This window comes from Sorangium sp. So ce296 (genome assembly GCF_051529605.1).
In the GTDB taxonomy this organism is placed as follows: Bacteria; Myxococcota_A; Polyangia; order Polyangiales; family Polyangiaceae; genus Sorangium; species Sorangium cellulosum_D.
On record NZ_CP150325.1, the window covers coordinates 3,318,837 to 3,342,781 of the forward strand.

Consider the following 23,945-nt stretch of genomic DNA (forward strand, 5'->3'; position numbering starts at 1 on the left):
GCCTCCACGGTTGCATCTTTAGTAAAATTATTTACTATCGCTTCTCGCGGACAGCCTGAGTGAGATGGCGGGCGAACACCATGAGTAAAGTTTTCCCCCGGAGGCGTTATCTGCACCGATGATGCTCGCGAACTCGATCGGTGATTGAAGTTTTTGCCCCCTGACCTCGTCTGCGCCCCGTTGGTGTTCGCAGGCTCGCTCGGCGGCTGGGTGTGCATTGACATCCAGCCATGGAGCTGCGATGTATGGGCTGAGCTTGCCCTTACCTGACAGGAGACGTCGGATGTCGATGAGCATGAAGCTGATGAGTGCCGTGTTGATGAGCGTCGGCATTGGCTTTGCGGGCGCTGCGTGGGCCGCGGGTGGGGCTGCGGATGTCCCCGCTTCTGTTGCCGAGGGGAAGGATTTCGGTTGCGGTGCAAAGGGACAGAAGGCCTGTCCGATGCAGGGCTGGATGAAGACGGTCATGCAGTCCGCGACCACGAGCGGCGACGGCGCCAAGATCGCGTCGGCGCTGGACTACGTCGCGTCGAAGCCGCCGCCCGGGATGCCCAAGTGGGTCGCCATCTCGAAGGAAGGCGCGGAGAAGGCCAAGAAGGGCGACATCGACGGCGCCAAGGCGAGCTGCAAGGCCTGCCACGATCTGTACAAGGCGGAGTACAAGGCGAAGCTCCGCGACGCCGCCTTCTGAGGCGTCTCTCTCTTCCTTACCCTCGCCTCTCCCTCCTCTACCCCTCGCGCCTGGCGCGCGATCTCCTGCCGCCCTGGCCGCAACCGCTCGCCAGGGCGCGCCGCAACCGCCGTCCCCCGAAACGCTGCTCGACCCGCCCTGGCCGCCAATCGGCCGGGGCTCGGTCCACGGGCGCGGGCCGACGCTGCCCCCGTCGCCGCTGCGCCCCGCGCCGCTGCTCCGCCGAGCGCGCGGCCCGCGCCGCTCAGCGCGCGGCCCGCGCCGCTCAGCAGGCTTTGCCGCCGGCGGCCGCGCAGATCTCCTCGGGCGCGAGCGTCCGGCCAAAAACGCGGAGGCTGTCGAGCAGGCCATCGAACTCGTCTCCGCCCGAGGGCTCTTCCGAGCCGATGAAGATGGGCTGTTCGCCCGAGGCGAGCACCGCTCCTGCGGAGCTCCGGTCGATCTCGACGCCGTTCACGTAGAGGCTCTGCGTCTGACCGTCGGAGAGACACGCGATGTGCGTCCACTCCCCGGGAACGACGGCATAAGGCACGTTCCGCTCGACCCCCATGGTGCAGCGGATCTCCCCGCCCGCCATCAGGAAGATCGAGGGCTTCCCGCCGCTGTCGATCACGGCGTACCGCCCGTGCTTCGGCAGGGAGGCCGGGTTGATCCAGACATCGATGGTCATCGCGGGGGCCGCCCACGCGGCGTCGTGGCGAAACCGGAGGCTGCTCCTCCGCGTCACCCGGAGCGCCTGGCCGCCCTTGCCGGGCTCGTAACTCAGGTTCTCCGCCTCCTCTGGCTTGAAGCGATGCTGCGAGCCGTCGCCGGGATCCCCCTCGAACGCGAAGCACGCGATCAGCGACGGATCCGCCGCGTCGCACAGCGCGGCCGGCTCCGCCGCGGGCTCCTCGACCGGCTCTTCCGCGGGCTCCTCGGCGGGGACATCGACAGGGTCCTCGGCGGGCGCGTCCACCGGCGGCCCCTCGGCGGGGGCTTCACCGATGTCGCCGGCGGGCTCCTCGACGGGTTGCTCCGGTCCAGGCTCGGCCCGCTCTGGCTGGCGTGTGCCCCTCGCGTCGAGGGCGCAGCCTGGCACCGACAGCAGCAGAGCGGCCATGCCGGCCAAACAACGTGGTGAAAAGCGAGAGGAATAAGCCATGCTGCGTCTCCTGCGGCCAGCAGCCTATCCCAAAAGGCCGCGCCATGTCACCGAGAGTCGCGCGAGGCTCGAGAGCCCAAAGCCGTGCCTCGGAGCGTCGAGAGCATAACTTTTCATCGTCATTCCGAGAGGGCCCATGTGCTTTGACGCGGACGCGGCGCGCAACGGGCGAGGGGCCGTGAACCGTAGAGGGGCGCGCCCCGAGCGGTCGCGCGGACAGGCGATCGTCGAGGACAGCGTGATCCGCGACAGGCCCGCGGGCGCCACCGTAGAATTCGCGATGAAGCGCAACGGGCCTTGCATCATCGAGGCTGTCCGGGCGCCGGGCGCCCGCTCTCGAGATCGAGCGAGTCCCCCGCGCTCAGCACGTGGAGCCGCACGTCAAAGAGGCTGAGCACGCGATCGCCCTCCTCCTCGCCGATGTTCGTGTGGCTGAGATTGCGCCCGTCGACGACGTAGACTGCGCCCGTTCCCAACGCGCGCAGGCGGCGATCCGGCTCGATCGCGGCGGCGGTGTCCTCGTCGATGCCGATCCCGAGCAAGCGGGGGTTATGGGCGACGGCGCCGAGCAGACGGCCGAGCCTGCCGCGCTGGGCGAAGTGCTGGTCCACGAGGAGATCGCGCACCAGCCCGAGGCCGGGCGCCATGCGCACGGCGCCGCGCACCCTCGCGGACTCCTCGCCCGCCCCGCCCACGAGCATCGTCTCGCTCATGACCGAGGCGCCGGCCGAGGTGCCCGCGATGGTGCCGCCGCGTCGGTACACCGCGCAGATCGCGTCGGCGATGCGGCTGCCCCCGAGCTTGCTCGTGATCTTGAGCTGATCGCCCCCGGTGAAGAACACGCACCCCGCCCCCTCGAGCATCCCCAGCCAGCGCGCCTCGCCGGCGTCGCCGCGCTGGGCGATATCGAGGTGCGCGACCTCGGCCGCGCCGAGCGCCCGGAAGACCCGCTCGTACTCGACCCAGAGCTCGCCGGCGACGTCGCTCGCGACCGTGGCCACCACGATCGGCCGCCCGCCGGCGCGCGCCACCACGTCGCGCAGGATCTCCCGCTCACCCTCCTTGTCTTCGTGTCCTCCGATGAGCACCAGCGCGCCGCGCGGCCCGCCCGCCGGAGGCTCCCTGTCCGGCCCGTCAGCGTTCCCTTTGCTTCCGACCATGCAGCTCGACCTTTCGATTGCTCCGCTCGAGGAACCGCTCGGTGACCGAAAGGCGCCCCGCCTTGACCATCCGACGCCCCCGCGCGACCACCTCGACGATCTCCAGGGATCCCTGCTCGAGCACGACCACGTCCGCGTCGTGGCCGGCCCGCAGCGCCCCTTTCCTCGGCAACTTCAGGATCCGCGCCGTGTTCGACGTGACGAGCGGCAGCGCGCGCTCCAGGGGAAAGCCGTGCTCCCGCACCACCTCGCGCAGCTGCTCGAACAGCGTGCGCGGGCTCGGGATCGAGGCGTCCGACGAGACCGTCAGTCGGGCGAGGTCGCCGCCCTCCTCGCAGAAGAAGCGCAGCCACCGGCCGAGGTCCTCCTCGACGGTGTCGACGTCGACCGTGACCCCCTGCCGCGTGAGCGCGACGGCCTCACGCATCAGGCCCTCGTCGCGCTCGACGTGCGTCGGGTAGAGCCACCCCGGCTCGACGTCGTGCTCGGCGATGAGCCGGCGCAGAGGCTCGAGCCGCCTCGGCCCGTCGCCCACGTGGAGGTGGGTGATCCCCGCCTTGCCGGTGAGGATGCCCCCCGCGTACGCGTCGCTCGCGAGCCGCGCGAGCTCGGCGAGCGACGGCTCGGTGCTGCGGAGATCCGAGATCGCCACCTCGCCGGCCCCGATGACCTCGTCGACGAGGAGCATGTCGCGGCGCACCGTCCCCGTGAGGGTGACGGGCGGCACGTCGTAGCCGCCCGAGTAGAGGTACGCCGACAGCCCCTCTTCCTTGAACGCCCTGGCCTTCGCCAAGAGGCCCGTCATGGTCTTTGTCGTCGTGTCGACGCCGAGGCACCCCACCACCGTGGTGATGCCCGCCGTCACCACCTCGTGCAGCGCGATCTCGGGCGTCTGCGACGCGAACCCGCGCTCGCCGCTGCCGCCGAGCAGGTGCTCGTGCGGATCGAGCAGCCCGGGGATGACCACGCAGCCGCGCGCGTCGATCACCTCGACGTCGACCCCCAGCGCGGCCAGCGCTCGGCCGTCGACCGGGCCCACCTTGAGGATGCGGTCGCCGGCGAGGAGCACCGCCGCGGCGCCGATCGGCTCCGGCGCGAGGACCTCCCCGCCCTCGATGAGCACGAGCATCAGACGGCCAGGAGCGCGTCCTCGCGGCGGCGCGCGCGGAGCCGGGTCCCGGACCGGAGCTCGGGCACCGCGTTGACCGCGACCGCCCCCATCCGGGTGAGCATCTCTTCCATCGCGGGCGCCTCCTCGGTGAACAGCACGATGACCTCGCCCGGCTCCGCGGTGGCGAGCGCGTGCTCGATCGCCTCGTGCTCGTCCAGGATGACCTCGCACGCCTGCTTGGGCCGCACCTCCGCCACGACCCGCTGCACGAGCGCCGGGAGCTCCCCGGGCGCGCGGCCCCGGCGGTCGCCGTCGTCCTTGGCGAGGATGCGGTGGAAGCCGCCCTTGGCGATCTCGCAGGCGCACGCCTCGAGCAACGCGTTCGAGCGGTCGCCGGGCAGGCTCACGATGGCCGTGAGCCGCCGCCCCTCCCACTGGGTCGCGAGCGCGCACGTCGCCTGGAAGGCGCCGGGGTTGTGGCCGTAGTCGACGAGCACGTAGTTGTCGTCGAGCTGGTAGAGGTTCATGCGGCCACGGTTCTTGCCGCACGCGTCGAAGGTCCGGAGGGCGCTCTGGATGGCGTCGACCGGCACCCCCTGGGCGCGGCACGCGGCGATCGCCGCCATCGCGTTCTGGACCTGGAAGAGCGCCGCGCCCGCGAAGGTCGCCGGGATCTCCGCCGCTCCGACGATGTGGCGCTCGCGGGTGCCCTTGAGCTCCACGATGGATCCGTTCTTCAGCGTGTAGCCCGTCCCGCCCTGGGCGACGTGGGCGCGCAGGACGGCGTTCGACGGATCGAGCGCGAAGAACACGATGGCGCGCGACAGCTTCGTCATGCGGCGGTGCTGCGGGACGGCGGCGAGCAGCGGGTCCTCCGCGTTGAGCACCAGGGTCCCGCCCTCGCGCACCCGCTCGGCGACGACCATCTTGATCCAGAGGAGATCATCGACGCTCTCGATGCCGTCCTGGCCCAGGTGATCCGGCGAGAGGTTGGTCATGATCGCGACGTCGGACCAGTCGTAGCCGAGCCCCCGCCGGACGATGCCGCCGCGGGCCGTCTCGAGCACCGCGACATCCACCGTGGGGTCGAACAGGATCGCGCGGGCGGACCCGGCCCCCGTGGTGTCGCCCGCCTCGATGCAGCGGCCGCCGACGTAGATGCCCTCGGTGGTGGTCATTCCCACCGTGGCGCCCGTCGCCCCGAGGATGTGCCCCACCATGCGCGTGGTCGTGGTCTTGCCGTTGGTGCCCGTGATCGAGAGGATGGGAATGCGCGACGGCGCGCCCGGCGGATAGAGCATCTCGACGATGGCGCCGCCCACGTCCCTCGGCTTCCCCTCGCTCGGGTGCTCGTGCATGCGGATGCCCGGGGCGGCGTTCAGCTCGATGATCGCGCCGCGGCCGAGGGGCTTCGCGATGTCCTCGGCCACGAGGTCGATCCCGCAGATATCGAGATCGATGGCCCGCGCCGCGCGCTCGCAGAGGCGGGCCGTGTCGGGGTGGATCTCGTCGGTGACGTCGCGCGCGATGCCGCCGGTCGACAGGTTGACGCTCTCGCGCAGGAAGAACCGCTCGCCGCGCGCCGGCACCTCGTCGAGGGAGCGCCCCTGCTTCGCGAGGCAGGCGCGCACCACGTCGTCGACCACGATCTTCGTGAGGACGCCGTTGTGCCCGTCCGCGCGGAGCGGGTTCTCGTTCTCCAGGGCGATGAGCTCTGCCACGGTGCGCTGCCCGTCGCCCACCACGTGGGCCGGCAGCCGCTCGCTCGCCGCGACCACCCGCCCGTTCACCACGAGGACGCGGTAGTTGCGCCCGCTCACCATCTCCTCGACGAGGACGCGGGGGCGGTGGGCGCGGGCGATCTCGAACGCCTCGCGCACCTGCGCCTCGGTCCAGAGGTTCAGCGACACGCCCTTGCCCTGGTTGCCGTCGAGCGGCTTGACCACGACGGGCGCGCGCAGCTCGCCGAGCGCCCGGGCCGCCTCGCCCGCCGTCCTCACCACGATCCCGCGCGGCGTCGGCACCCCGGCGCGCGCGAGGAGCTCCTTGGTGAGCTGCTTGTCGCCGGCGATCTCGACGGCGACGAAGCTCGTGGTGGAGCAGGTGGTGGCCTGCACGAAGCGCCGGTGCTTGCCGTAGCCGAACACGAGGAGGCTCTCGTCGTTGAGGCGCGACCAGGGGATACCGCGCTTCTCGGCCGCCTTGACCACGGCGCGCGTGCTCGGCCCGAGCGCCGTCTCCTCGGCCACCCGCGCCGCCTCTCTGACCTTCGCGTCCACGTCGAACGGCCCGCCCTCGAGCACGGCGGTGACGAGCTCGAAGGCCGCCTCGAGCAGGAGCCGCATGGCGGCCTCGTTCTCGAACTCGACGACGACGTCGTAGAGCCCGGGCGCGCCGGCGTAGACCGTCTTGCCGTAGGTCACGCCGATGCCGGCCGGCCCGCTCAGCTCCAGCGCGACGTGCTCGACGATGTGGCCCCAGTAGGTGCCTTCCCGGAGCCGCTCGACGAAGCCGCCCGGCTTCCCGCGCGAGCAGTGGTGCTCGCCGAGGCCCGGCAGGAGGGCGAGCAACCGGTCGACGAAGCCGGGCACCTCGGCGCTGCTCGTCTCGGCGAGGTCCTCGAGATCGAGGGTCATGCGGAGGACTGGCCAGCTGGCGAACACGTTCGGCCCGTGGAGCGTACGGAGGGTGATGATGCGCATGGGTCTAGCTCGGCTGTGTGGGTGTCAGTCAGCAGCGATGATCGGTCTTCTCTCGAGCAGATCGAAGCTCCGTCCGTGAGGGAGCGAGTGCAGGGTGACCCCGGAGAGCGTGATGCAGCCTCCCGGTCCGGTGTCCACGGCGTCGTTGAAGGAGGCGCAGCCGGCGTCGACGATGGTGACGGCGCCGCTCCCGATCACGGTGGCGCGGTGCCCCTCGACGGCGATGGCGGTGTCCTCGTCGATGCCGACGCCGAGATAATGGGGGAACAGCCCGATGACGGACAGGAGCCGGCCGATGCGGCCGCGCTGGGCGAAGTGCTGATCGATGATGACCCCGGGCAGGAGCTCGAGGCCCGGGCCGGTGCGCACCGCGCCCGCCCGCGGGGATCGGGTCTCGCCCTCGACGATCATGGTCGACGACATGACCGCGGCGCCGGCGCTGGTGCCCCCGACGACCATCCCTTCCGCGCAGCGCCGGTGGAGCATCGTGTCGACCCCGGTGCCGCCGAGTCGGTTCATGATCCGGAGCTGATCGCCGCCCGTGAAGAAGGTGCCGGTCGCCCGCTCGATCTGCCGCATGGCCGCCTCGTTGCGCGCGTCGTCGCGGGCAGCGATGGTGAGCACGGTGACCTCCGATGCCCCGAGTTGCTGGAAGATGTTCTGGTAGAGCTCGCCGACCACCTCGGGCGTCTCGCTGGCCGAGGGGATGATCACGATACAGGCGTCCTGACCGCCCGCGAGGCGCACGAACTCGCGCAGGATGGCGCGCTCCCCCTCCTTGTCCTCGGCGCCGCCGATGGCCAACAGGCGCGGAAAGCTCGTCGCGGGGACCATGTCCAGGAGCTCACCGGCCCTCGCAACCCCCGGGCCAGGCAGTCGATGCCTCGTTTCTTGCGTGTTTCAATGGGGTGGCTCGATCTGCACCATGGCAAATTGCCACAGGGTGGTCGATTGCCCCTCTCCGCTTCAGCTGAGGCTGGCGCTCTGGTTCCTTTGCAGACCTCGGCGCCGCACGGCTGACTGCCGATCTCCTGCTCGACCTCCTGCGTTGGCTCTCGCCGCCTGCCGGAGAAGGTCGAGAGCCCCTCACGCCGGGATCGCGGGTGAGGATGCGCCGTCGCGCGCAGGGTCGAGCGCAGCGTCGCGCGCGTGGAGGCGCGCGCGACGAGCGACCTCGCGCGCCGCCGCCACCCCGCCTCAGCCCGGCGTGCGCCTGGCGCGCCGGAGATCCGCGGCCGCGCCCTTCCCCTCCTCCGGCTGGCAGGTCGGACAGTAGATCGCGTCGTACCCGTGGACGCTCGCGCGGCGGAGCTTGTCGCCGCAGCGCGGGCACGGCTGGCCCGGGCGCCCGCGGACCTTGAGGAAGTCGCGGAGCTTCTCGTCGAGCGCCGGCGCCCGCCGGGCGATGGTCCGGGTCGCGTCGCCGAGCACATGGGCGATCGCCGCGTGCAGGCGGTCGAGCTCCTCCTCGGAGAGGGCCTTGACCGTGGCCTTCGGGTGGATCTGCGCCTCGAAGAGCACCTCGTCGGCGTACGCGTTCCCCAGCGAGTCGAGCGCCGCCTTGTCCATCAGGAAGTCCTTGACCAGGCCGCGCCGCCCGCACGCAGCGGCGCGGAACGCCTCCTGCGTGAACACCCGCGGATCGAGGACGTCGAGGCCCACGCGCTCGAGCCCGGGGATCTTGTCGTATTCGCCCCGCGCGAGCACGTAGACCTTGCTCATCTCCACCTCGTCGCGGACCCTGAGCTCACGCCCGTCCTTCAGGGTCAGCGAGAACGCGAGATCGGTCGGGACCCGCGTCTCGCCCGGCAGCGTGATCGAGAACCGCCCCGCCAGCATCGGGGCGACCACGAGATCGAGCGCCCGCGCGCCGGCGAGCTCGAAGACCACGGCGTGCGCCCGCCGCGTCACGCGCCGGATCTCCGCGCCCGGCAGGAGGGCGTCGAGGCGCTCCGGGAGCAGGACGCGCAGCACCACCGGGCTGTCGGCCCGGGCCGCGGCCACGGCCGCGCCCGCGAGCTCGCGCGCGAGGATCGGGACGACGTACTCCAGGTCGGGTCGCTCCGGCACGACCCCAGAATACCCATCTCGCCGCGGAGGTCGCGTGCGACCTCCGGTCGGGCGCAAAGAAATGAGGCGGCGCGCGGCTCAGGCGCTGATCCGCGGAGCCTGCTCGCCGCGCGCGGCCTCCCGCCCCTCGCCCTCCTCCGGCTGCCGATCGCCGTACGCCGCGAGATCCCGGCCGCGCGCGAGCGCGTACACGGCGCGGATCCGCGCCGCCGCGAGGGCAGGCCCCGGCTCCGGGTTGAGGAGCACGGCGCCGTCGTCGAGCTCCAGCGCCATCGGGATCACGCCCCGAGGCTCGAGCGCCGCCCGGAGCTCCTCGAAGGCGATCGGGCCGTTCACCCGCTCCCCGCGGCCGGGCGGCGGCGCCTCGACGCGCACGAGATCCTGACCGCCCTCGCCGAGGAGCTCATCGTAAAGGGTCGTTACTCCCGGCACGAAGGCGCTGTGGACCATGAAATAGTTCTTGATGCGCTCGGTGCTGACGAGGCTGAGCCGCAGCCGATCGGGCCCGGCGAAGCCGCACTTGCCGGCGTCGAGGAGGCTCCGGACGTGCTCGCCCTTGGCCACCGAGGAGAACTCCGCGAGCACGTGCAGCCGCGCGCCGTGCGCGAGCTCGCCGCTCTCCAGCGCCCGCGCGAAGCGGATGAGCCGCATCGCCGTGCGCGCGTCGCGGTCGAGCCCCTCGGGCTCGCTCAGGAACACCGCGGCGGAGGCCGGCGCCCCGCGCGCCGCGCAGCGCACGGCGAGCGACGCGAGGTCGTGCCCGTGCTGCGTGTACACCGTGGCGCTGCCGCCGCGCGGGAGGGCGAGCCTGGCCCCGACCTGGCCCGGCGGCGCGCCGTCCGGCGCGGGCGCGACGCCGAGCGAGGCGAGCCGATCGGCGAGCGGCATCCGCTCGTCGCCGCGCTCGCCGAGGACCAGCGTCACCTCGATCCCCGGGACGAACTGCGCGAGCGCGTGCAAGAGCGACGGCAGCGCGGGGCTGTACCCGACGATGAGCACCCGATCGAGGCGGCTCCGGCGCGGCGAGAGCGTCGCCGCCCACGCCCGCGTCGCCCCTGCGTCGTCCGCCGCCCCTGAGTCGTCCGCCGCCGCCCGCGCGCCGCCCGCGCGCGCCCCCGCGCCGTCCGCGCGCGCCCCCGCGCCGTCCGCGCGCGCCCCTGCGCCGTCCGCCGCCTCGACGGGCGCGATCCCCCGGCCCATCAGCAGCTCTCGCCCGTAGCGCCGGAGCGGCGCGTAGGTGGCCGACACGCCGATGAGCCCCCGGAGCCGCCGCGCCGGCACCCGGCCCGCCCGCGCGCCGAGCGCCCACGCCGGCGACCCCTCGGGCGGGTCGAGCAGCGGGTTCAGCCACTGCACGAGCCCCTCCGTCGACACGAGCTCGCCCGCGCGGCGCTCCGGCGCCGCGTCGCCGAGGAAGACGCCCGCGAGGATGACGTTGTTCTGGCAGGCCGCGCGCGCCATGCGCGAGAACGAGATCTCGCCGCCCGGCCCCTCGCCGAGCGCGGCGACGGCGCGGACCGCCTCCTCGCCGAGGAAGATGTGCGTGTAGAACTCCGACCCGTCGGCGGTCATGAGGTCGGTGTAGAGCGCCTCCACGCCCGGCGTGATCAGGTGCTGGCACAGGAAGAAGCCGAGGAACCGCTGCATGTCGAGCGGATAGGTCCCCGGCCCGCCCACCGCCTGGAGGAGATCGCGGTTCTTGCTCTCCTGCACCTCGACGAACACGTGGCCGCGCCGGTTCTGCGTCCGGAACGAGGAGAGGGCCATCGCCGTCACGGCGTCGGCGTCGGGCCCGGCGTCGGGCCGCGCGAGGATCAGCGCCCGCTTCGCCCCGGCCGCGCCGACGAGGCCGAGCGCCTCGGGCTGCGCGCTGTCCCCCGTGCGGTAGGCCACCCAGCGCATCCTCGGCGCGTAGAGGTACGCGGGCGGGTCGTCCTCGGTGCCGAGCAGCGCCATCCGCGGCAGCGCGTGCCGCGTCGGCGGGGGGCCGCGGCGGACGAGCCACACCCAGAGCTCCGAGAGCCGGATGCTGCGCAGCGCCCGGTGGCGCTCGTACAGCCGGACGAACTCCTGCACCAGCATCTCCGCCTCGTGCACCGGCCCGATCACGAGCGCGTGCCCGGCGTAGCCGACCGGCCGCCGCCGCGCCGCGCGCACGACCTGATCGACCACGTTGGCGCCGATGCCGATGATGAACGACGTGATGAAGACGCCCACCATCGTGAGGCCGAGCGACAGGACCGCGACGACCGGGTGCACGTGGAGGTTCGCGACGAGGTTGTCGGCGCTCTCCAGCTGCCGGAACGACCACCAGATCCGGTCGAAGAAGGTGGTGTCGGGGACCGGGCCGCGGCCGTCGTAGTCGTGGGAGATCGCGAGGTGGCTGAGCAGCACCGAGGCGCCGAACGCGAGCCCCCAGACGGCCAGCGTGACGAGCCCGAACTGCTCGAGCAGCTCGCGCCGCGTCATGATCGCGTAGAGGTCGATCGCGATCTCGCGCGTGAAGCGCAGGAGCAAGAAGAGCCGCGTGAGCCGCAGCACCGGCAGGGCGTGGGCCGCGTGCGCGTCGAGGAGCCGCTCGAGCGGCAGGAAGCTGAGCCAGGCGATGACGTCGAAGGCGAAGAGCACGACGTCGAGGCGCGATCGCTCGCGCCCGCGCTGCCGGAGGAGGGCGGCGCGAAGGAGGAGCTCCACGCCGAAGATCCCCAGGAAGTACGGGCGGAGCTCGTCTTCGAGGCCCTGGATGGGCAGGACCGAGACGAGGATCAGGAGCGAGAGCGCGGCCTTGACGGGGCGGGTCTCCAGCCCGCTGGCGAGGCGGAGGAGCAGGGGCTGGCGGGGCGCCATGGGCGCGAGGATAAAGGAAACGCGCCCTCGCGCGGCCGCTCAGGGCGCGGCGCTGCCCGGACCGGCGTTGGCGTGCTCGTAGAAGCGGTTCGCGGGGTAGGCGCCCGCCGTGGAGCTGTAGGGGCGATCGACGGTCGAGGCGTGCCAGGGAGCCTCCGCGTGGATGTGGGGGCCGAGGGTCGAATTCCGGATGACCGCGTGGCCGTTCGGGTAGGCGCCGCTCGCGACGTTCGCGGCGTACGTCGTGAGGTCGCTCTGCCCCTCGTCCCAGGCCCGGCCGAGGTAGACGAGCCCGCCCGGCGTGCCGGCTTCGGCGGTCAGCTCGCTGTCGATGATGAGGATGCCGTGGTCGTTGCGGGCGTCCGTGCTTGGAGCGACGATGTACCCGCCCTTGCCGCCTTGGCGCGCGGTCAGATACCTGATCGTGCAGCCGTCGAGCACGAAGGTGCCGCGGCCGAAGATGAAGTCCACGTCGCCCTCCACGTGGCAACCCTTGAAGTACGCGCGCGACACGGTCCCTGCGTTCGGCGTCTTCACGTAGAGCGTGTCTTGATTGCCGAGCAGGCGCACATTCTCGAAGATCAGCCGGTCGGCCTGCGTCATCAGCGCGACGGCCTGCGTGCCGCCGCCCGACACGGCGCCCTCGTCGGTGTCGTTCGCGATGGTGAGGTTCTTGGCCCGAAACTCGTTGGCGTACGCGGCGAAGGTCGCGCTGCCGCTGGTCCCGTAGGTCGTCCCGCTCAGGTTCGGGTTGCAGGGGTTCGCGGGGGAGCCCGCCTGCTTGGCCTTGCCGTTGTAGTTGTTGTACGCGATGACCGTCCGGCTGGCGTCGGAGCTCTTGCTGTACAGCGTGATCGGCGGGGCCGACGCCGGCACACAGACCACCTCGCGGTAAGCGCCGGCCGCGACCTCGATGTAGATGCGGCTCGTCCCGCCGGCGGCCACGGCAGCGTCGATCGCGGACTGCACCGTCCTGTGGGAGCCCCCGCTCGCGGCGACCCTGTACGTGGGCGTGAAGCCGTCGACATCGCCCGCGCCCGCGGTGGGATCCCAGCGGTCGGTCGCGAGGCCCGACGCGAGATCGCCGGCCTTCTCGAGGTGCTTCAGGACGGTATGGCTCGCCGCCTGCGCGCTCGTGAGCTGCGGTCGCGTCGCGGTGCTTGCCGCGGAGCCGCCCGCGCCGGAGCTGCCCGCGCCGGAGCCGCCCGCGCCGGAGCCGCCCGCGCCGGAGCCGCCTGCGCCGGCGCCGCCTGCGCCGGCGCCGCCCGATCCGGTCATGTCGCCCGTGGAGCTGCTCACGGGGCCAGCGCCCCCGTCCGACGAGCCGCCTGCGCCGGTGACGCCGCCGGAGGACGAGCTGCTGGAGGCGGCCGGAGTGGCTGGACCTCCGCCCGAGGAAGACGCGTCTGTCGGGCCCCCGCCGCTCGAATCGTCGCCGCCGCACGCGGGGAGGCCGAGCGCGACGAGCACGAGAGGGAGCGAGAGCATCCGACGGGAGTTGCCGGTCATATTCACCGTTCGACCTTGCCTTTGCCGAGGTTGAGAGGATCTCTGGCGCTGCAAGACACACACCACGCGGCGCGACGCCGCGCGGGGCCGCCCGCTGTGTCAACTCCGGGTTGACACAGTTGACAGCCGCGCGTGACAGCGCCGCCGGCGCGCGTCGCGGCGCGTCTCATGTCCCCGGCGGCGCCCAGCGGCGCACGGTCGCACGGCCGAACGCGTAGAGGGCGTCGAGCGTGCGGCGCGGAGGCTCGCGGCGGTACGTCGCGCGGTGGATCGACCACGCGTGAAAGACGCACGCATCCCCGGCGCGCAGGGCGACGCGCACGGCGTTCGGCATGTCCGGCGTGGTCCGATCGGCGCCTCGGCGGATCCGGAGCTCGTCCGGGGTGTCCCAGCGGGCGTGGGAGCCGGGGACGATCTCGAGCCGGTCGTCGTCTTCGATCGCCACCCGGAAGTGCACCGACGTGGTCGTCGCGACGACCGCGCGCTCGACCTCCGGGTCGACCTGGCCGAACTGGCTGTCTCGATGCCAGTCCCCATCCCAGTCGCGCCTGGTCGGCTCGTGGTAGTAGTGCGCGTCCTTCAGGCGCGGCGTGTCCGCCTCCCCCGGGCGCGCCAGCCCGGAGAGCAGCTCGCAGACGCGCGGGGAGCCGACGAACGCGGCGATGAGCTCCAGCGCGCGCGGGTCGTCCTGGAAGCAGACCATGCCGTCGGTGAGGAGCGAGATCCTCGGGGTCGAGTGACCCGTCTCCTGGGAGAGCGCTCTCGTGCGCAGGAGCGCTGCGTCGCACGCGCGACGGAGCTCGGCGCGCCCGTCGGCGTCGAGGAAGGCGGGCACGACGAAGAAGCCGCGCGCGCGGAAGGTGTCCAGTCGATCTCTCGTTGACGTGTTCATCATGACCTCGCGGCGATCGAGCTCGCGAAGATCACTCAATGGACGGTCCGAGACCCACGCATCGCCAGCGCGACGAGGGGATCGTGGGGAAACGGCCGCGGGCGATGAGGGCTCGAGACGACGAGACACGCGAGCCTCCCCGCGATCTCGAACGTCGCGAGCGCGGCCGGCGCGCCGAAGTACTCGATCGGCACGAGATCGACGCCGCGCGCGGGCGCCGGTGCGGAGCGCTCGTCGAGGATCCGCGCAAGGGCCCTCTGGTAGCTCTCGCCGGTCCTGGCCATCCTGGCCCGAACGTCCGCGCGCAGCTTCTTGTGGTGGTGACGGTTCCCCATCGGGCCTGTCCAGGTGATCTGCCGAGATCGATCCTTGTCGGCCGGCACCGACGGAAAGCGGCAGCATCACGAGCCAGGACCCCGAAGGGCAGCGCCCTCTTCGCCCCTCGCGCGAGCCGTGCCGGCGGCAGGCGAGGAGCCGGGCTCGGAGCAGCCCGATAGGCGCAGTATTCGCCGGACCGATGCCGCTGTCAACGCACGTCAGAGGCTCGCGCCGATGCCCGCCCGGAGCCGGGCGGCCAAGGCAGGGGCCATCTCGGCCTCCTCGCCGCCCGCGCGTCGCTGCTTGAGGACGTACGTCTGTGCTCCCCCTTCGAGGTGGAGGTAAAGCCCTCGGGCGAGGTCGACGGTGACGCCCGCGCCAGCGCCGAAGGCGCCCGCGAGGCCGTGGCGGTCGGGGGCGTGCCCGCGCGTCTCGAACCGCTGCCTCAGGATGGCGAGGCCGAGATCCACGCCGACGCCGAGGGTGATCACGGGGAGATCCCAAGCGCGGGACAGGCGCACGTCCAAGCCGAGCTCGTCGTTGCGCGCCGTGAGGTGCTCGTTCTGGAATCCGCTGCGACACGCGCTGAGCCGGGGCGCGACGCCGATGTGCTGGAGCTCGATGCCGTAGCCGAGGAAGCCGCCGTGACAGAGCGAGTCTCCCTCGACGAGGGGCGTCCTGAGCTGATAGCCGGCCACGGGCCCGTGCGCGACCTCGCGGACCCCGCCGCCCTTGCGCACGAGCCGCGCGAACATGACGCGGCTCAGCCGCTCGTCGCCCACGTCGATCGTCTGCCCGGCCTCGGCCTCGATCGCCCCTTCGAGGAGGAAATCGGGGCCTCGACCTCGCACGAAGTAACGGCCAGGCCGGAGGCTGACTGTCCGCGTCGCGTCGTTCGTCCCCACCTCGGCCGCCACCGAGCCCTCGCTGGCGTCTCGCATCACGAGGTACGACCTGCCGCGCGGGAACCGGAGCACGCTCCGCAGCGACGCGTGGACCGGCAGCTCCGTCAAGATGAGCTTGCCCTGCCCGCGGAAGTCGTAACGGAAGGTGGGGTGTTGCGCGCCGGCCCACGTGCGGCTCGTGGCGCGCAGCGTGCTCTCGTACGCGTGGCGGTACGCCTCCTCGAGCGACACGGCCCCGTCGCGATCCGCGTCGGCCGTCCCGAGCAGCCCGAGACGAGCGCGTGGGTGAAGAACGACCCTTTGAGCTCATCGGACTCCTGGGCGTCCTCGTTTCCGGAGCTCGACGTGAGGGTCACCATCCCTTGCCCGGCGAGCCGCTGGTCCAGCTTGATGACGAACGGGGGCGCGCTCGTGCCGCCCTTGACGCGCGTCAGCGCCCCCGAGCGGCACGAGTCGACGATCAGCAGCCGCGCCGAGGCCGCCGAGCCGCGGACGAGCTGCTCGAACTCGGTCAGCGAGAGCGGCGTCGGCCCGAGGTGAAGGGCGTTCGCGTCGGCGTGTCCGGAGTAGTAGACGAGGTAGAGGACATCGGTGTCAGGGCTCGACACGGCCGCGCGGACGCGGTCGTTCATCGCAATGAGCGTGCGCCGCACGGTGTCCGCGCGCTCGCTCCGCAGGAGCACCAGGTTCGCCGGGGGGAAGCCGCCGAGGTCCTTGAGGACATCGACCATCTTCGCCGCGTCGTCCTCCGCGTAGCGGAGCTCCACCTCGCCCTTCTCCCCGGCGTTGTTGCCGATGAGCACCGCGAAGCGCTCGATACGGGCCTCGGCGGGGGCCGCCCAGGCGGCGGCGAGACCACACGCTGCGGCGGCGAGCCCCGCGAGGCGACCGAGGCTCACGGCGATCCCGCGACCTTCTCCGCCGTGAGCATGTCGACGTCGCAGCCCGGCGGGGCCGAGAGCGCGTCGGGGTTCGCCGCGAGCGCGGCCCGGAGCGGCTCGACCGCGATCGCCTCGGCGCAGAACACCCCGTAGATCCGCTCGGTGCCGAGCGTGCCGTCGAGCACGGTGCTCTGCGGCAGGGGCGCTTCCCGGCCAGGCTCGATCCGCGCGGCGAGCGGGCCGCTCGGGTAATACACGCTCACCTGCGACGCCCCGTCGACGCTCAGGATCGCGAGGTACCGCGCCTCGGCGCTCGTGGTCGTGAACTGGAGCGCGTCGCCGGGAAGGAGCCGCTGTCCCGCGCCGCCGGGCAGGACCTGCTCACCGCGCTTCACGTAGAAGCCGAGTCGCTCTCCTCCCTTGATGCGCTCTTTGGGGATCTCCACGTCTGCTCCCCCCGGCGCCGCGTTGAAGCGGAAGAAGAGGAGCACCGCCGCCGCGGCTGCGAGCGCGCTCGCCGCCGCGGGCGCCAGCCATCGGCGCCGCGGGCGCGCTTCGGCCACGGAGCGGCCCGCCGTGGCGCCTCGATCGAGCCGCAGCGGCGGCGCCGACGCCGCGAACGAGGCGCGCGCCGCCTCCATCTCGGAGAGCCGCGCCGAGCACCGCGAACAGCCTGCCACGTGCGCGCTCGCCTCCTGCGCCGCGGCCGCGTCGAGCTGGCCCGCCATGAGCTCGTCGAGCTTCAGCTCCGAGAGGCACCCTCCGGGTCGCGCTGGCGTCATGGACTCGAACTCCCTTCTCTCATCCGGTCGGAGAGCGTGGCCTTGAGCCGCTCCAGCAGATTGCCGACGTGCCGACGGGAACAACCCATCACGCGCGCGCAAACGAGAGGATCGAACAAAGCTGCATGACACTTCTCCTTGGTAAAAGGACAACGAGCGATGGTGAACGCGCGGGCTCGCCGTCCGCGAGAGGGCGATGCGCGCAACGCTGCCATCGCCGCCGTGGGGCGGTCGTGTCGCCGGAGCTCTCGTGGACGGACGGCGAGGCGCCCGCCATCCCACGGCGCGGCGCCCGGGAAGGAACCGGTTGTCGCTGGCCCCTTCAACCTGGGTAGACCGCAGGGGGCCCGGTTCGGGCACGGATCGATGTCAATTCTTGCCGTTTTGTTGTCGCTATATTTTTGCGGCCGAGCGCCGTGTGCGCCGGAGGGGGTCGCGATGCGCGCGTCCTCGGCGCTGCGGCGGTGAGCGGCGTGCGAAGCCCGCTCGCGGAGGGCCGGCGTCGAGCGCGCCCTCCCCGGCGGGGTCGCTCACCGCGCGCGGACCGGCCTGCCGCCGCGCGCTCGCTCCTCGCCCACCATGCGCCCGATGCAGTGCTTGAGGCCCGCCTGGAGGTCGGAGAGCGTCGTGATCTCGGCGAGGTCGAGCCCGAGCGAGACGACCGTCTGGGCGACGCTCGGCCGGATCCCGGTGATGATCCCCTCGGCGCCGAGGAGCCGGATCGCGCGGACGAGATCGACGAGGTAGCTCGCGGTCTTTGTGTCGACCGCCTCGACCCCGGTCAGGTCGAGGAGCGCGAAGCGGGCCTGGGTGCGCACGACGGCCTGGAGGAGGCTGTCCATCACCTCCGCGGTCCTCGCGCTGTCGACCACGCCGATCATCGGGAGCGCCAGCACGCCGTTCCACACCTGGAGGATGGGGGTCGAGAGCTGGCGGATGACCTGCTGCTGCCGCTCGATCAGCGCGAGCCGATCGCGGAGCTCCAGCTCCGCGCGCCGCGACTCGGTGAGATCGAGGGAGATGCCGACCACGGCGCCCACCTCACCGCGCTCGTCCTCGATCGGGACGAACCAGTTCTCGAGGGGTTTGCCGTTGGCTTCCGAGACGATGTGGAGCTGCTCCCCGCGGAGGGCGCGGCGCAGCCCCTCGGTCTCGTGCTCCTTGTAGACGTCGAAGACGCTCCGTCCGATGAGCTGGCCTGGCTTCACGCCTGTCCCCGAGAGGCCCTTGCCGTCCAGGTAGGTGAACACGCCGCGGCCATCGGAGGCCCAGACGATGATCTTGAGGTTGTCGACGAGGGCGCGGAGGATCGCCTGCTGCTCGACCTTTCGCCGGGACGCCTCGACCTCGGAGGTCACGTCGCGGCCGATGCACAGCACGCCGGCCGGCGCTCCGCCGGGATCGAGCACGCGGTGGTGAGCCCACGCGCACGCCACGTGGCTGCCGTCGCTCCGGGTGTGGCGCAGGCGCCGTTCCCCGCTGTCCTCGTCGAGCAGGCGCCGCCATACGCCCTCGTCCTCGGGCGTGGGGAGGAGCTCGGCGATGGGTCGGCCGACGGCTTCCTGCCTCGGGACGCCGAGCAGCCGCGCGGCGCTCTCGTTCCATTCCGTGATCGCGAGATCCAGGCCGTACTCGACCACCGCGAGCGGCGATCGGGCGAGCGTGTGCACGTGTTCCCTCATCGTCAGGAGCGCCGTCCGCCGGGTGCCGGCAGCTTCGGCTGCGCGCCAGCGTAACCCTGGGCACCGTTGGCAGATCAAGCCCCGATGGAGGGCTGCGCGGGCGAGGAGACCACTTCTCGGCACGGCGCCCCCGCTCGTCCGACAACGTGCGCGGGGCGCGGCGCCGAGGGGGCCCGGCGCCGCGCGACGAGCAGCGGCGCCTCGCGCCTACGGGGTTTCGGAGCCAGGGACGAGCGTGGGAGGGGCAGAGCTCCCGAGGGCGGCCAGCGGCGTCGCTGCGCGTTCGAGGCCAGCGTCGATCGCCGCTGCCGCGGCGGGAGCCGTCGCGTTACGGCGAGCCGCCGCCGACCTCGGCAGAGCCAGCGTCGCCACCGGAGCCACCCGCGCCCGAGGTCCCCGGCCAGGAGCCGCCCACGCCGACGGTGGAGGTCTCGAAGCCACCCGCGCCGCCGGTGCCCCCTTGGCCGTAGTAGTATTCGCTCGGGTCTTCGTAGACGTCGATGTTGATGTTCAGCTTGCCGTTGAGCCACAGCGCGCGGTCCCCGATGCCGAACTGATACTGAGCCCAGGTCGTCGACTGCGGCGAGACGTAGGTGTAGACCGTCTGCGACGACAGCAGCGTGGCCTCCACCTCCGTTGCGGTCCCGCCTTCGATCTTCTCGAAGCTCCAGCCCGGAAGCAGGGTGACGTTGTACCCGCCCTGCTCGATATCGACGAGGATGGAGCTCGCGTCGGGATCTTCGTCCTCGCTATTGACCGTCAGGACAAGGTTGCCGGGATACGAGGCACCGCCGCCGCTGGTGACGACGCCCACGCCCACGTTCTCGTCGTAGTAGTAGTAGTAGCCGCTCCGGATCTCGAACGTGGCATTGCGCAGCCGATACTGCGCTCCGGACGGCGCCTCCGCCGCGAGCGGCAAGCTGATCGAGCCGAACGCGTCGTCGTCGTTGCCAGCCTGCGCGGTGCAACCGCCGAGCCCGGCCACGAGCGCCATGCCGGCCACCGCAAGCGCCCCAAATCCCCTGAACGTCTTCATCATTCTTCTAGCCTCCCAACAAGCTACCGGTCGGGACCAGCAGTCGCGTGTGCCGCGGTCTGCCGCAGTCCCGAGTACGGCCACTGGTAAGAGCAATTCGTGAACCAACCTGAAATCGCGGGATATCGGCACTCCCTTCGTGGGCCTGTGGCCAGTATGGCTCAACTTGGCTCAGCCAGCTTGTGCCAGCGCCGCGCGGGTCGCCCAACCCGGGTCAGCCCAACCCGGGTCAGCCCAACCCGGGTCGCCGCGGGTCGCCCAACCCGGGTCAGCCCAACCCGGGTCGCCGCGGGTCGCCCAACCCGGGTCGCCACCGGGTAGCCCAGCCTGGCTCGCTAGCCCTCGCCCGCGCGCCCCCCACGTACCGTCAGCCGTACGCGCAGCGCCTCCACCACATGATCCCGCAGGGCAGCGGTCTTCTTCGCCAGGTGCCGGCCGCTCGGGAACACCAGGAACACGCCGCCCATCGGCATCGTCCAGCGCGGGAGCACGCGGACGAGCGCTCCGTTGAGCACGTCCTGCTGCGCCAGGAACGCGGGGAGCAGGCCAATCCCGACGCCATGGCGCACCGCCTCGCGCGCGAAGAACCCGTCGTCCGCGAGCAGCCGGACCCGGAGCCGCGCACGGGCGCGCGACGCCTCGTCGCGCCCAAACGGGCTCGTCCCCGCGAGCGCGACGCAGTCGTGCTCCGCGAGCTCGTCCAGCGTCCGCGGCGTCCCCCGCGCGGCCAGGTACGCAGGCGAGGCATAGAGCTGCATGTCCAGATCGCCCACCTTGCGCGCAACCAGCGTCGAGTCCCGGGGCTTCTTCCCAAGGAACCGAAACGCAGCGTCGTACCCCTCCTTCACCAGATCCACGGGCCGGCTCGACAGGTGCATCTCCACCGCGATGCGCGGGTAGCGACGGCAGAAGCCGGCGAGGATCTCCGCCAGCACCTCGGTCCCAAAGTCCGCCGTCGCGGTGAGGCGCAGCAAGCCCGACGGCTCGTCCGCGAGCTCCGGGAGGCCGTCGATCGCCTCCGTCAGCGCCTTGAGCCGCGAGCCGAGCCGATCGATGAGCGCCTGCCCCGCCGTCGTGAGCGCCACGCTGCGCGTCGTCCGCTGCAAGAGCCGCACGCCGAGCGACGCCTCCAGCGACGCGATGCCCCGGCTGACCGTCGACTTGGGCACACCCAGCCGGCGCGCCGCCGCCGTAAAGCTCGCCGTCTCGGCGACCGCCGCGAAGACAGAGAGGTGGTTCAGGTCCATTGTTCCCATTTCGGAACATATTGACCAATATTTGCTCGTTGAACCAGATCCGAGACAGACCCAACATCCGCTCAACCTCTTCAACAAGGAGCCCTCACCGTGTCTCAGCCTCTCCTCGTTACCGGCGCCGGCGGCCAGCTCGGGCGGCGCGTCGTCGATCTCCTGCTCGCGCAGGGCGCGGGCCCCCTCATCGCCACGACCCGGCACCCGGAGGCGCTTGGCGAGCTCCGCGGCCGCGGCGTCGAGGTGCGGCGCGCCGACTTCGACGCTCCCGCCTCGCTCGCGGAGGCGTTCGCCGGCGCGGCGCGGATGCTGCTCATCAGCACCGACGCGCTGGATCGACCTGGCCGGCGCATCGCGCAGCACCGGAGCGCGATCCAGGCCGCGGCGAAGGCGGGCGTGCGGCACGTGGTCTACACGTCGTTGACCAACCCCGGGCCGGGCTCGCCGATCACGATCGCGCCCGACCACCAGGCCACCGAGGACGCGCTCGCGGAGAGCGGGCTCGGCGCCACCGTCCTGCGCAACAATCTCTACGCCGACTTCCTCGTGGCCTCGCTGCGGCGCGCGCTCACGACAGGCCAGCTCGTCGCCGCGGCCGGCGACGGCAAGGCCGGCTACGTCACGCGCGAGGACTGCGCCCGCGCTGCGGCAGCGGCGCTGTCGGGCGATTTCGACGGCAAGCGCGTGCTCGACATCACCGGTCCCACCGCCGTCTCTCAGGGCGAGATCGCCCGCATCGCCTCGGAGCTCACGGGCAAGCCGATCGCCTACGTCCACGTCCCGCGCGAGGCGCTGGAGCAGGGCATGCAACAGGCCGGCGTGCCCGCCAAGGCAGCCACCCTGCTCGCCTCCTTCGACGAGGCGATCGCGCGCGGCACGCTGGATGTGGCCACGAACGCGGTAGAGGAGCTCACCGGAAGGCCCGCCGAGGACGTGCGGAGCTTCCTCGCCCGCCACAAGGCCGCTCTGCTCGCGCCGGTCGGGCTGTGATATCGCCGCCGATCTTGCGTCGGTCGGCCAACCTGAGGGGACCCCTCAACCTCGGTCGGGTCGCTGACCCATCCGCGCGCCCAGACCACAAAGCGCCATCTCCAGGACATTCTTCGGATCGGACTCCGCTTCTGGATCATGAGGCAGCAGCGGTGCCCGGTCGGTCTCGAAGATCCGGCAGAACGCCTCGGGATCGGCCAGCATCCAGGCCTCGGTCTCCCGCACCGGCACGCAGGACGCCGCAGCGAGATCGGGGCGCGCGCGCCGCGCACGGGCGAGGCCTGGCTCGATCCGCTCGCGCCGCACCTCCTCGGGCGCGCCCGCGCCGTCGCTGTGCACGATGAACAGGTTGCACTCGCTCCAGCTCTCCTCGATCGCGGCGGCGATTCGCTCTTCCCGGCTCGCTCCGCGCATTCGGCGCGGCTCGCTGATGCGCCGGGCGTCATCCATGTAGAAGCCGCCCTTGCAGGTCTCGACGGCGAGCGACGGCAGGATCCGGTTGATCAGGTTGCAGAGGAACCGGTCGTCGGTGGGGCCCTCGGCGTAAACCCCCGCGCACAACCAGATCACGCCTCGTCCTCCGGGCGCGCGGCGTCCAGGATGCGCTCGATCTCCCGCCGGGAGACCGTGCTCGGATCCCGCTCCGGGCCGTCGGAAGCGCGCACGTGGCGCATGCGCGTGGAGCGGAGCTCGTCTCCCCGCCGGACGAGATCGGCGAAGACGAGCGACTCGGGTCTTCCGTGCAGCGCGGCGAGGATCGCCGGTGAGTGGCTCGTGAGCAGCACCTGCGGCGGGAGGATGTCGCCCTTGGGCGTGGTCGCGTCGACGAGCTTGTCGATGAGCGCCCTCAGCCGGCCGGGATAGATGCCATTCTCCGGTTCCTCCACGGCGATCGACGCGCCGGGCGGCGCGCCGCGCAGGAGCGTGAGCAATGCCATGAGGCGCAATGTGCCGTCCGAGAGGACGCGGGCGGGCACGCGGGCGGCGTCCGTGAACTCCATTTCCAGCCGGAGCTCCTCGTCGGCTGGAACTACCTCGAACGAGCGAAAACCCGGGATGAGCTCCGCGAGATCGGCCCGGATCTGAGCGCGCACCTCGGGGGCCAAGGCGGCAAGCGCCGTCGGAAGGTTGGAGCCGTCGGCGGCGAGGGCCGCGCCTGCGGCCCGATCGCTGGAGAGGCGAAGCTTGGAAGGCTCGAAGTGAATGACGCGTACCCCGCTGAGTTCCTTTGCGACCCTGCCGATCAGGTTCCCGGAGCGTGTGCCTGTCAGCAAGCCGCTGTGCGGGAGGTGGCCGCAGAAGCTGGGGTTCCACTCCGCCCCGAAATCATTCCAACGAATCACCCGAGAGTCCGGTCCGGTGGGGGGCCTCGTACCCTCTAGCTTGAAAACACTTTCACCGGGCTTGATGCTCGAAACGTTGTAACGGGCCAGCGGCAGCAGCGCCGGATGCCGCGCGATCCACGTGTCCGCGGCTGGATTATCGAGGCAAACGAGGCGTTGTCCATCAATGGTGACATCTTCGATCCCTGAAGAAAGAACGGTGCGCCCGATCTCGGTACTGAGGAGCACCCTCGTCACAGACGGCTTTTCCCCGAAACGATCGCTGTCTGCTCCGAGGAGCATCTCCACACTGATCGTGATCCGCTCCGCCGCTCCGTCTCGCAGACGCGAGAACTGATCCCGGATCGCGCCGCGACCGCTCTTCAGCGCCTCGGTGACGCTGGTCTGCGCGAGCCGCGACAGGAGGTGCAGCGCGTCGAGCAGGTTCGATTTGCCCGCGCCGTTGGGACCCACGATCGCCGTCAGCGGCTCCAGGTCCAGCGCGAAGCCGCGGAGCGACTTGAACCCATCGATCTCGATCCGCGTGATCATCGCCGGACACCGTACCGCAGCCGCCCCCCCGGCGCAGCGGCCCATGCAGCAGGACCCACCGGCCATCAGGGCCCGCCGCGCCCGACTCCTCTCGGGCGGCC

19 protein-coding genes are annotated in these 23,945 nt (G+C 71.9%); 2 read left to right on the top strand and 17 right to left on the bottom strand.

Going from position 1 to position 23,945, the window contains the following annotated elements:
• Positions 1-289 precede the first annotated feature (289 nt).
• Positions 290-691, top strand: coding sequence for a hypothetical protein (locus tag WME98_RS12535; RefSeq protein ID WP_437333541.1), 402 nt, complete (start codon positions 290-292; stop codon positions 689-691).
• Positions 692-956: 265 nt separating this feature from the next.
• On the opposite strand, the gene WME98_RS12540 is transcribed toward WME98_RS12535, so the two are convergent.
• The 15 genes from WME98_RS12540 to WME98_RS12610 form a co-directional block, all read right to left on the bottom strand.
• A complete protein-coding gene (locus tag WME98_RS12540) occupies positions 957-1,793 on the bottom strand; it encodes a LamG domain-containing protein (RefSeq protein ID WP_437951540.1) in 837 nt (278 codons plus the stop codon).
• A gap of 344 nt (positions 1,794-2,137) precedes the next feature.
• Positions 2,138-2,995 carry a cyanophycinase gene (locus WME98_RS12545; RefSeq protein ID WP_437951541.1) on the bottom strand — a complete coding sequence of 286 codons (858 nt, stop codon included), beginning with the start codon at positions 2,993-2,995 and terminating at the stop codon, positions 2,138-2,140.
• On the bottom strand, positions 2,970-4,124 hold the full coding sequence (iadA, locus tag WME98_RS12550; protein WP_437951542.1) for a beta-aspartyl-peptidase: 1,155 nt from the start codon (positions 4,122-4,124) through the stop codon (positions 2,970-2,972). The genes WME98_RS12545 and iadA overlap by 26 nt, the downstream gene beginning before the upstream one ends.
• Complete coding sequence (gene cphA / locus WME98_RS12555; RefSeq protein WP_437951543.1) at positions 4,124-6,808, bottom strand: cyanophycin synthetase; 2,685 nt, start codon at positions 6,806-6,808, stop codon at positions 4,124-4,126. Before cphA ends, iadA begins: the two co-directional genes overlap by 1 nt.
• Before the next feature lie 24 nt (positions 6,809-6,832).
• Positions 6,833-7,642, bottom strand: a complete 810-nt coding sequence (locus tag WME98_RS12560) for a cyanophycinase (protein WP_437951544.1) — start codon at positions 7,640-7,642, stop codon at positions 6,833-6,835.
• Between the two features lie 363 nt (positions 7,643-8,005).
• Positions 8,006-8,878, bottom strand: coding sequence for a DNA-formamidopyrimidine glycosylase family protein (locus tag WME98_RS12565; RefSeq protein ID WP_437951545.1), 873 nt, complete (start codon positions 8,876-8,878; stop codon positions 8,006-8,008).
• Between the two features lie 78 nt (positions 8,879-8,956).
• Positions 8,957-11,725 (bottom strand): hypothetical protein, encoded by a 2,769-nt coding sequence (locus WME98_RS12570; RefSeq protein ID WP_437951546.1) that lies wholly within the window; start codon positions 11,723-11,725, stop codon positions 8,957-8,959.
• A 39-nt stretch (positions 11,726-11,764) separates the two neighbouring features.
• Positions 11,765-13,213 carry a pectinesterase family protein gene (locus WME98_RS12575; RefSeq protein WP_437951547.1) on the bottom strand — a complete coding sequence of 483 codons (1,449 nt, stop codon included), beginning with the start codon at positions 13,211-13,213 and terminating at the stop codon, positions 11,765-11,767.
• A 187-nt stretch (positions 13,214-13,400) separates the two neighbouring features.
• Complete coding sequence (locus tag WME98_RS12580; RefSeq protein WP_437951548.1) at positions 13,401-14,165, bottom strand: phytanoyl-CoA dioxygenase family protein; 765 nt, start codon at positions 14,163-14,165, stop codon at positions 13,401-13,403.
• On the bottom strand, positions 14,162-14,461 hold the full coding sequence (locus WME98_RS12585; protein WP_437951549.1) for a hypothetical protein: 300 nt from the start codon (positions 14,459-14,461) through the stop codon (positions 14,162-14,164). The genes WME98_RS12580 and WME98_RS12585 overlap by 4 nt, the downstream gene beginning before the upstream one ends.
• Positions 14,462-15,453: 992 nt before the next feature.
• Entirely contained in the window at positions 15,454-16,248 is a 795-nt protein-coding gene (locus WME98_RS12590) for a caspase family protein (protein ID WP_437951550.1), read from the bottom strand.
• Complete coding sequence (locus WME98_RS12595) at positions 16,245-17,012, bottom strand: DUF4384 domain-containing protein (RefSeq protein ID WP_437951551.1); 768 nt, start codon at positions 17,010-17,012, stop codon at positions 16,245-16,247. The genes WME98_RS12590 and WME98_RS12595 overlap by 4 nt, the downstream gene beginning before the upstream one ends.
• A 530-nt stretch (positions 17,013-17,542) precedes the next feature.
• The gene (locus WME98_RS12600; RefSeq protein WP_437951552.1) at positions 17,543-18,682 is read right to left on the bottom strand and encodes a PAS domain-containing protein; all 1,140 of its coding nucleotides are present in this window, start codon (positions 18,680-18,682) and stop codon (positions 17,543-17,545) included.
• Positions 18,683-19,022: 340 nt separating this feature from the next.
• Complete coding sequence (locus WME98_RS12605) at positions 19,023-19,733, bottom strand: hypothetical protein (RefSeq protein ID WP_437951553.1); 711 nt, start codon at positions 19,731-19,733, stop codon at positions 19,023-19,025.
• A 332-nt stretch (positions 19,734-20,065) separates the two neighbouring features.
• Positions 20,066-20,986, bottom strand: a complete 921-nt coding sequence (locus tag WME98_RS12610) for a LysR substrate-binding domain-containing protein (protein ID WP_437951554.1) — start codon at positions 20,984-20,986, stop codon at positions 20,066-20,068.
• Between the two features lie 90 nt (positions 20,987-21,076).
• Here WME98_RS12610 and WME98_RS12615 point away from each other — a divergent pair, with 90 nt between their 5' ends.
• Positions 21,077-21,970: an SDR family oxidoreductase gene (locus WME98_RS12615; protein WP_437951555.1), complete on the top strand. Its 894-nt coding sequence runs from the start codon at positions 21,077-21,079 to the stop codon at positions 21,968-21,970.
• Between the two features lie 45 nt (positions 21,971-22,015).
• Here WME98_RS12615 and WME98_RS12620 read toward each other — a convergent pair whose 3' ends face one another.
• Positions 22,016-22,540 (bottom strand): hypothetical protein, encoded by a 525-nt coding sequence (locus WME98_RS12620; RefSeq protein WP_437951556.1) that lies wholly within the window; start codon positions 22,538-22,540, stop codon positions 22,016-22,018.
• A complete protein-coding gene (locus WME98_RS12625; RefSeq protein WP_437951557.1) occupies positions 22,537-23,844 on the bottom strand; it encodes an AAA family ATPase in 1,308 nt (435 codons plus the stop codon). The genes WME98_RS12620 and WME98_RS12625 overlap by 4 nt, the downstream gene beginning before the upstream one ends.
• Positions 23,845-23,945: the final 101 nt, after the last annotated feature.

Bases quoted from the DNA above. Each gene is read 5' to 3' on its own strand.
- WME98_RS12535 (WP_437333541.1), top strand. From the start codon at position 290: ATGAGCATGAAGCTGATGAGTGCCGTGTTGATGAGCGTCGGCATTGGC.
- WME98_RS12540 (WP_437951540.1), bottom strand. From the start codon at position 1,793: ATGGCCGCTCTGCTGCTGTCGGTGCCAGGCTGCGCCCTCGACGCGAGG.
- WME98_RS12545 (WP_437951541.1), bottom strand. From the start codon at position 2,995: ATGGTCGGAAGCAAAGGGAACGCTGACGGGCCGGACAGGGAGCCTCCG.
- iadA (WP_437951542.1), bottom strand. From the start codon at position 4,124: ATGCTCGTGCTCATCGAGGGCGGGGAGGTCCTCGCGCCGGAGCCGATC.
- cphA (WP_437951543.1), bottom strand. From the start codon at position 6,808: ATGCGCATCATCACCCTCCGTACGCTCCACGGGCCGAACGTGTTCGCC.
- WME98_RS12560 (WP_437951544.1), bottom strand. From the start codon at position 7,642: ATGGTCCCCGCGACGAGCTTTCCGCGCCTGTTGGCCATCGGCGGCGCC.
- WME98_RS12570 (WP_437951546.1), bottom strand. From the start codon at position 11,725: ATGGCGCCCCGCCAGCCCCTGCTCCTCCGCCTCGCCAGCGGGCTGGAG.
- WME98_RS12575 (WP_437951547.1), bottom strand. From the start codon at position 13,213: ATGCTCTCGCTCCCTCTCGTGCTCGTCGCGCTCGGCCTCCCCGCGTGC.
- WME98_RS12585 (WP_437951549.1), bottom strand. From the start codon at position 14,461: ATGGGGAACCGTCACCACCACAAGAAGCTGCGCGCGGACGTTCGGGCC.
- WME98_RS12595 (WP_437951551.1), bottom strand. From the start codon at position 17,012: ATGACGCCAGCGCGACCCGGAGGGTGCCTCTCGGAGCTGAAGCTCGAC.
- WME98_RS12605 (WP_437951553.1), bottom strand. From the start codon at position 19,733: ATGATGAAGACGTTCAGGGGATTTGGGGCGCTTGCGGTGGCCGGCATG.
- WME98_RS12610 (WP_437951554.1), bottom strand. From the start codon at position 20,986: ATGGGAACAATGGACCTGAACCACCTCTCTGTCTTCGCGGCGGTCGCC.
- WME98_RS12625 (WP_437951557.1), bottom strand. From the start codon at position 23,844: ATGATCACGCGGATCGAGATCGATGGGTTCAAGTCGCTCCGCGGCTTC.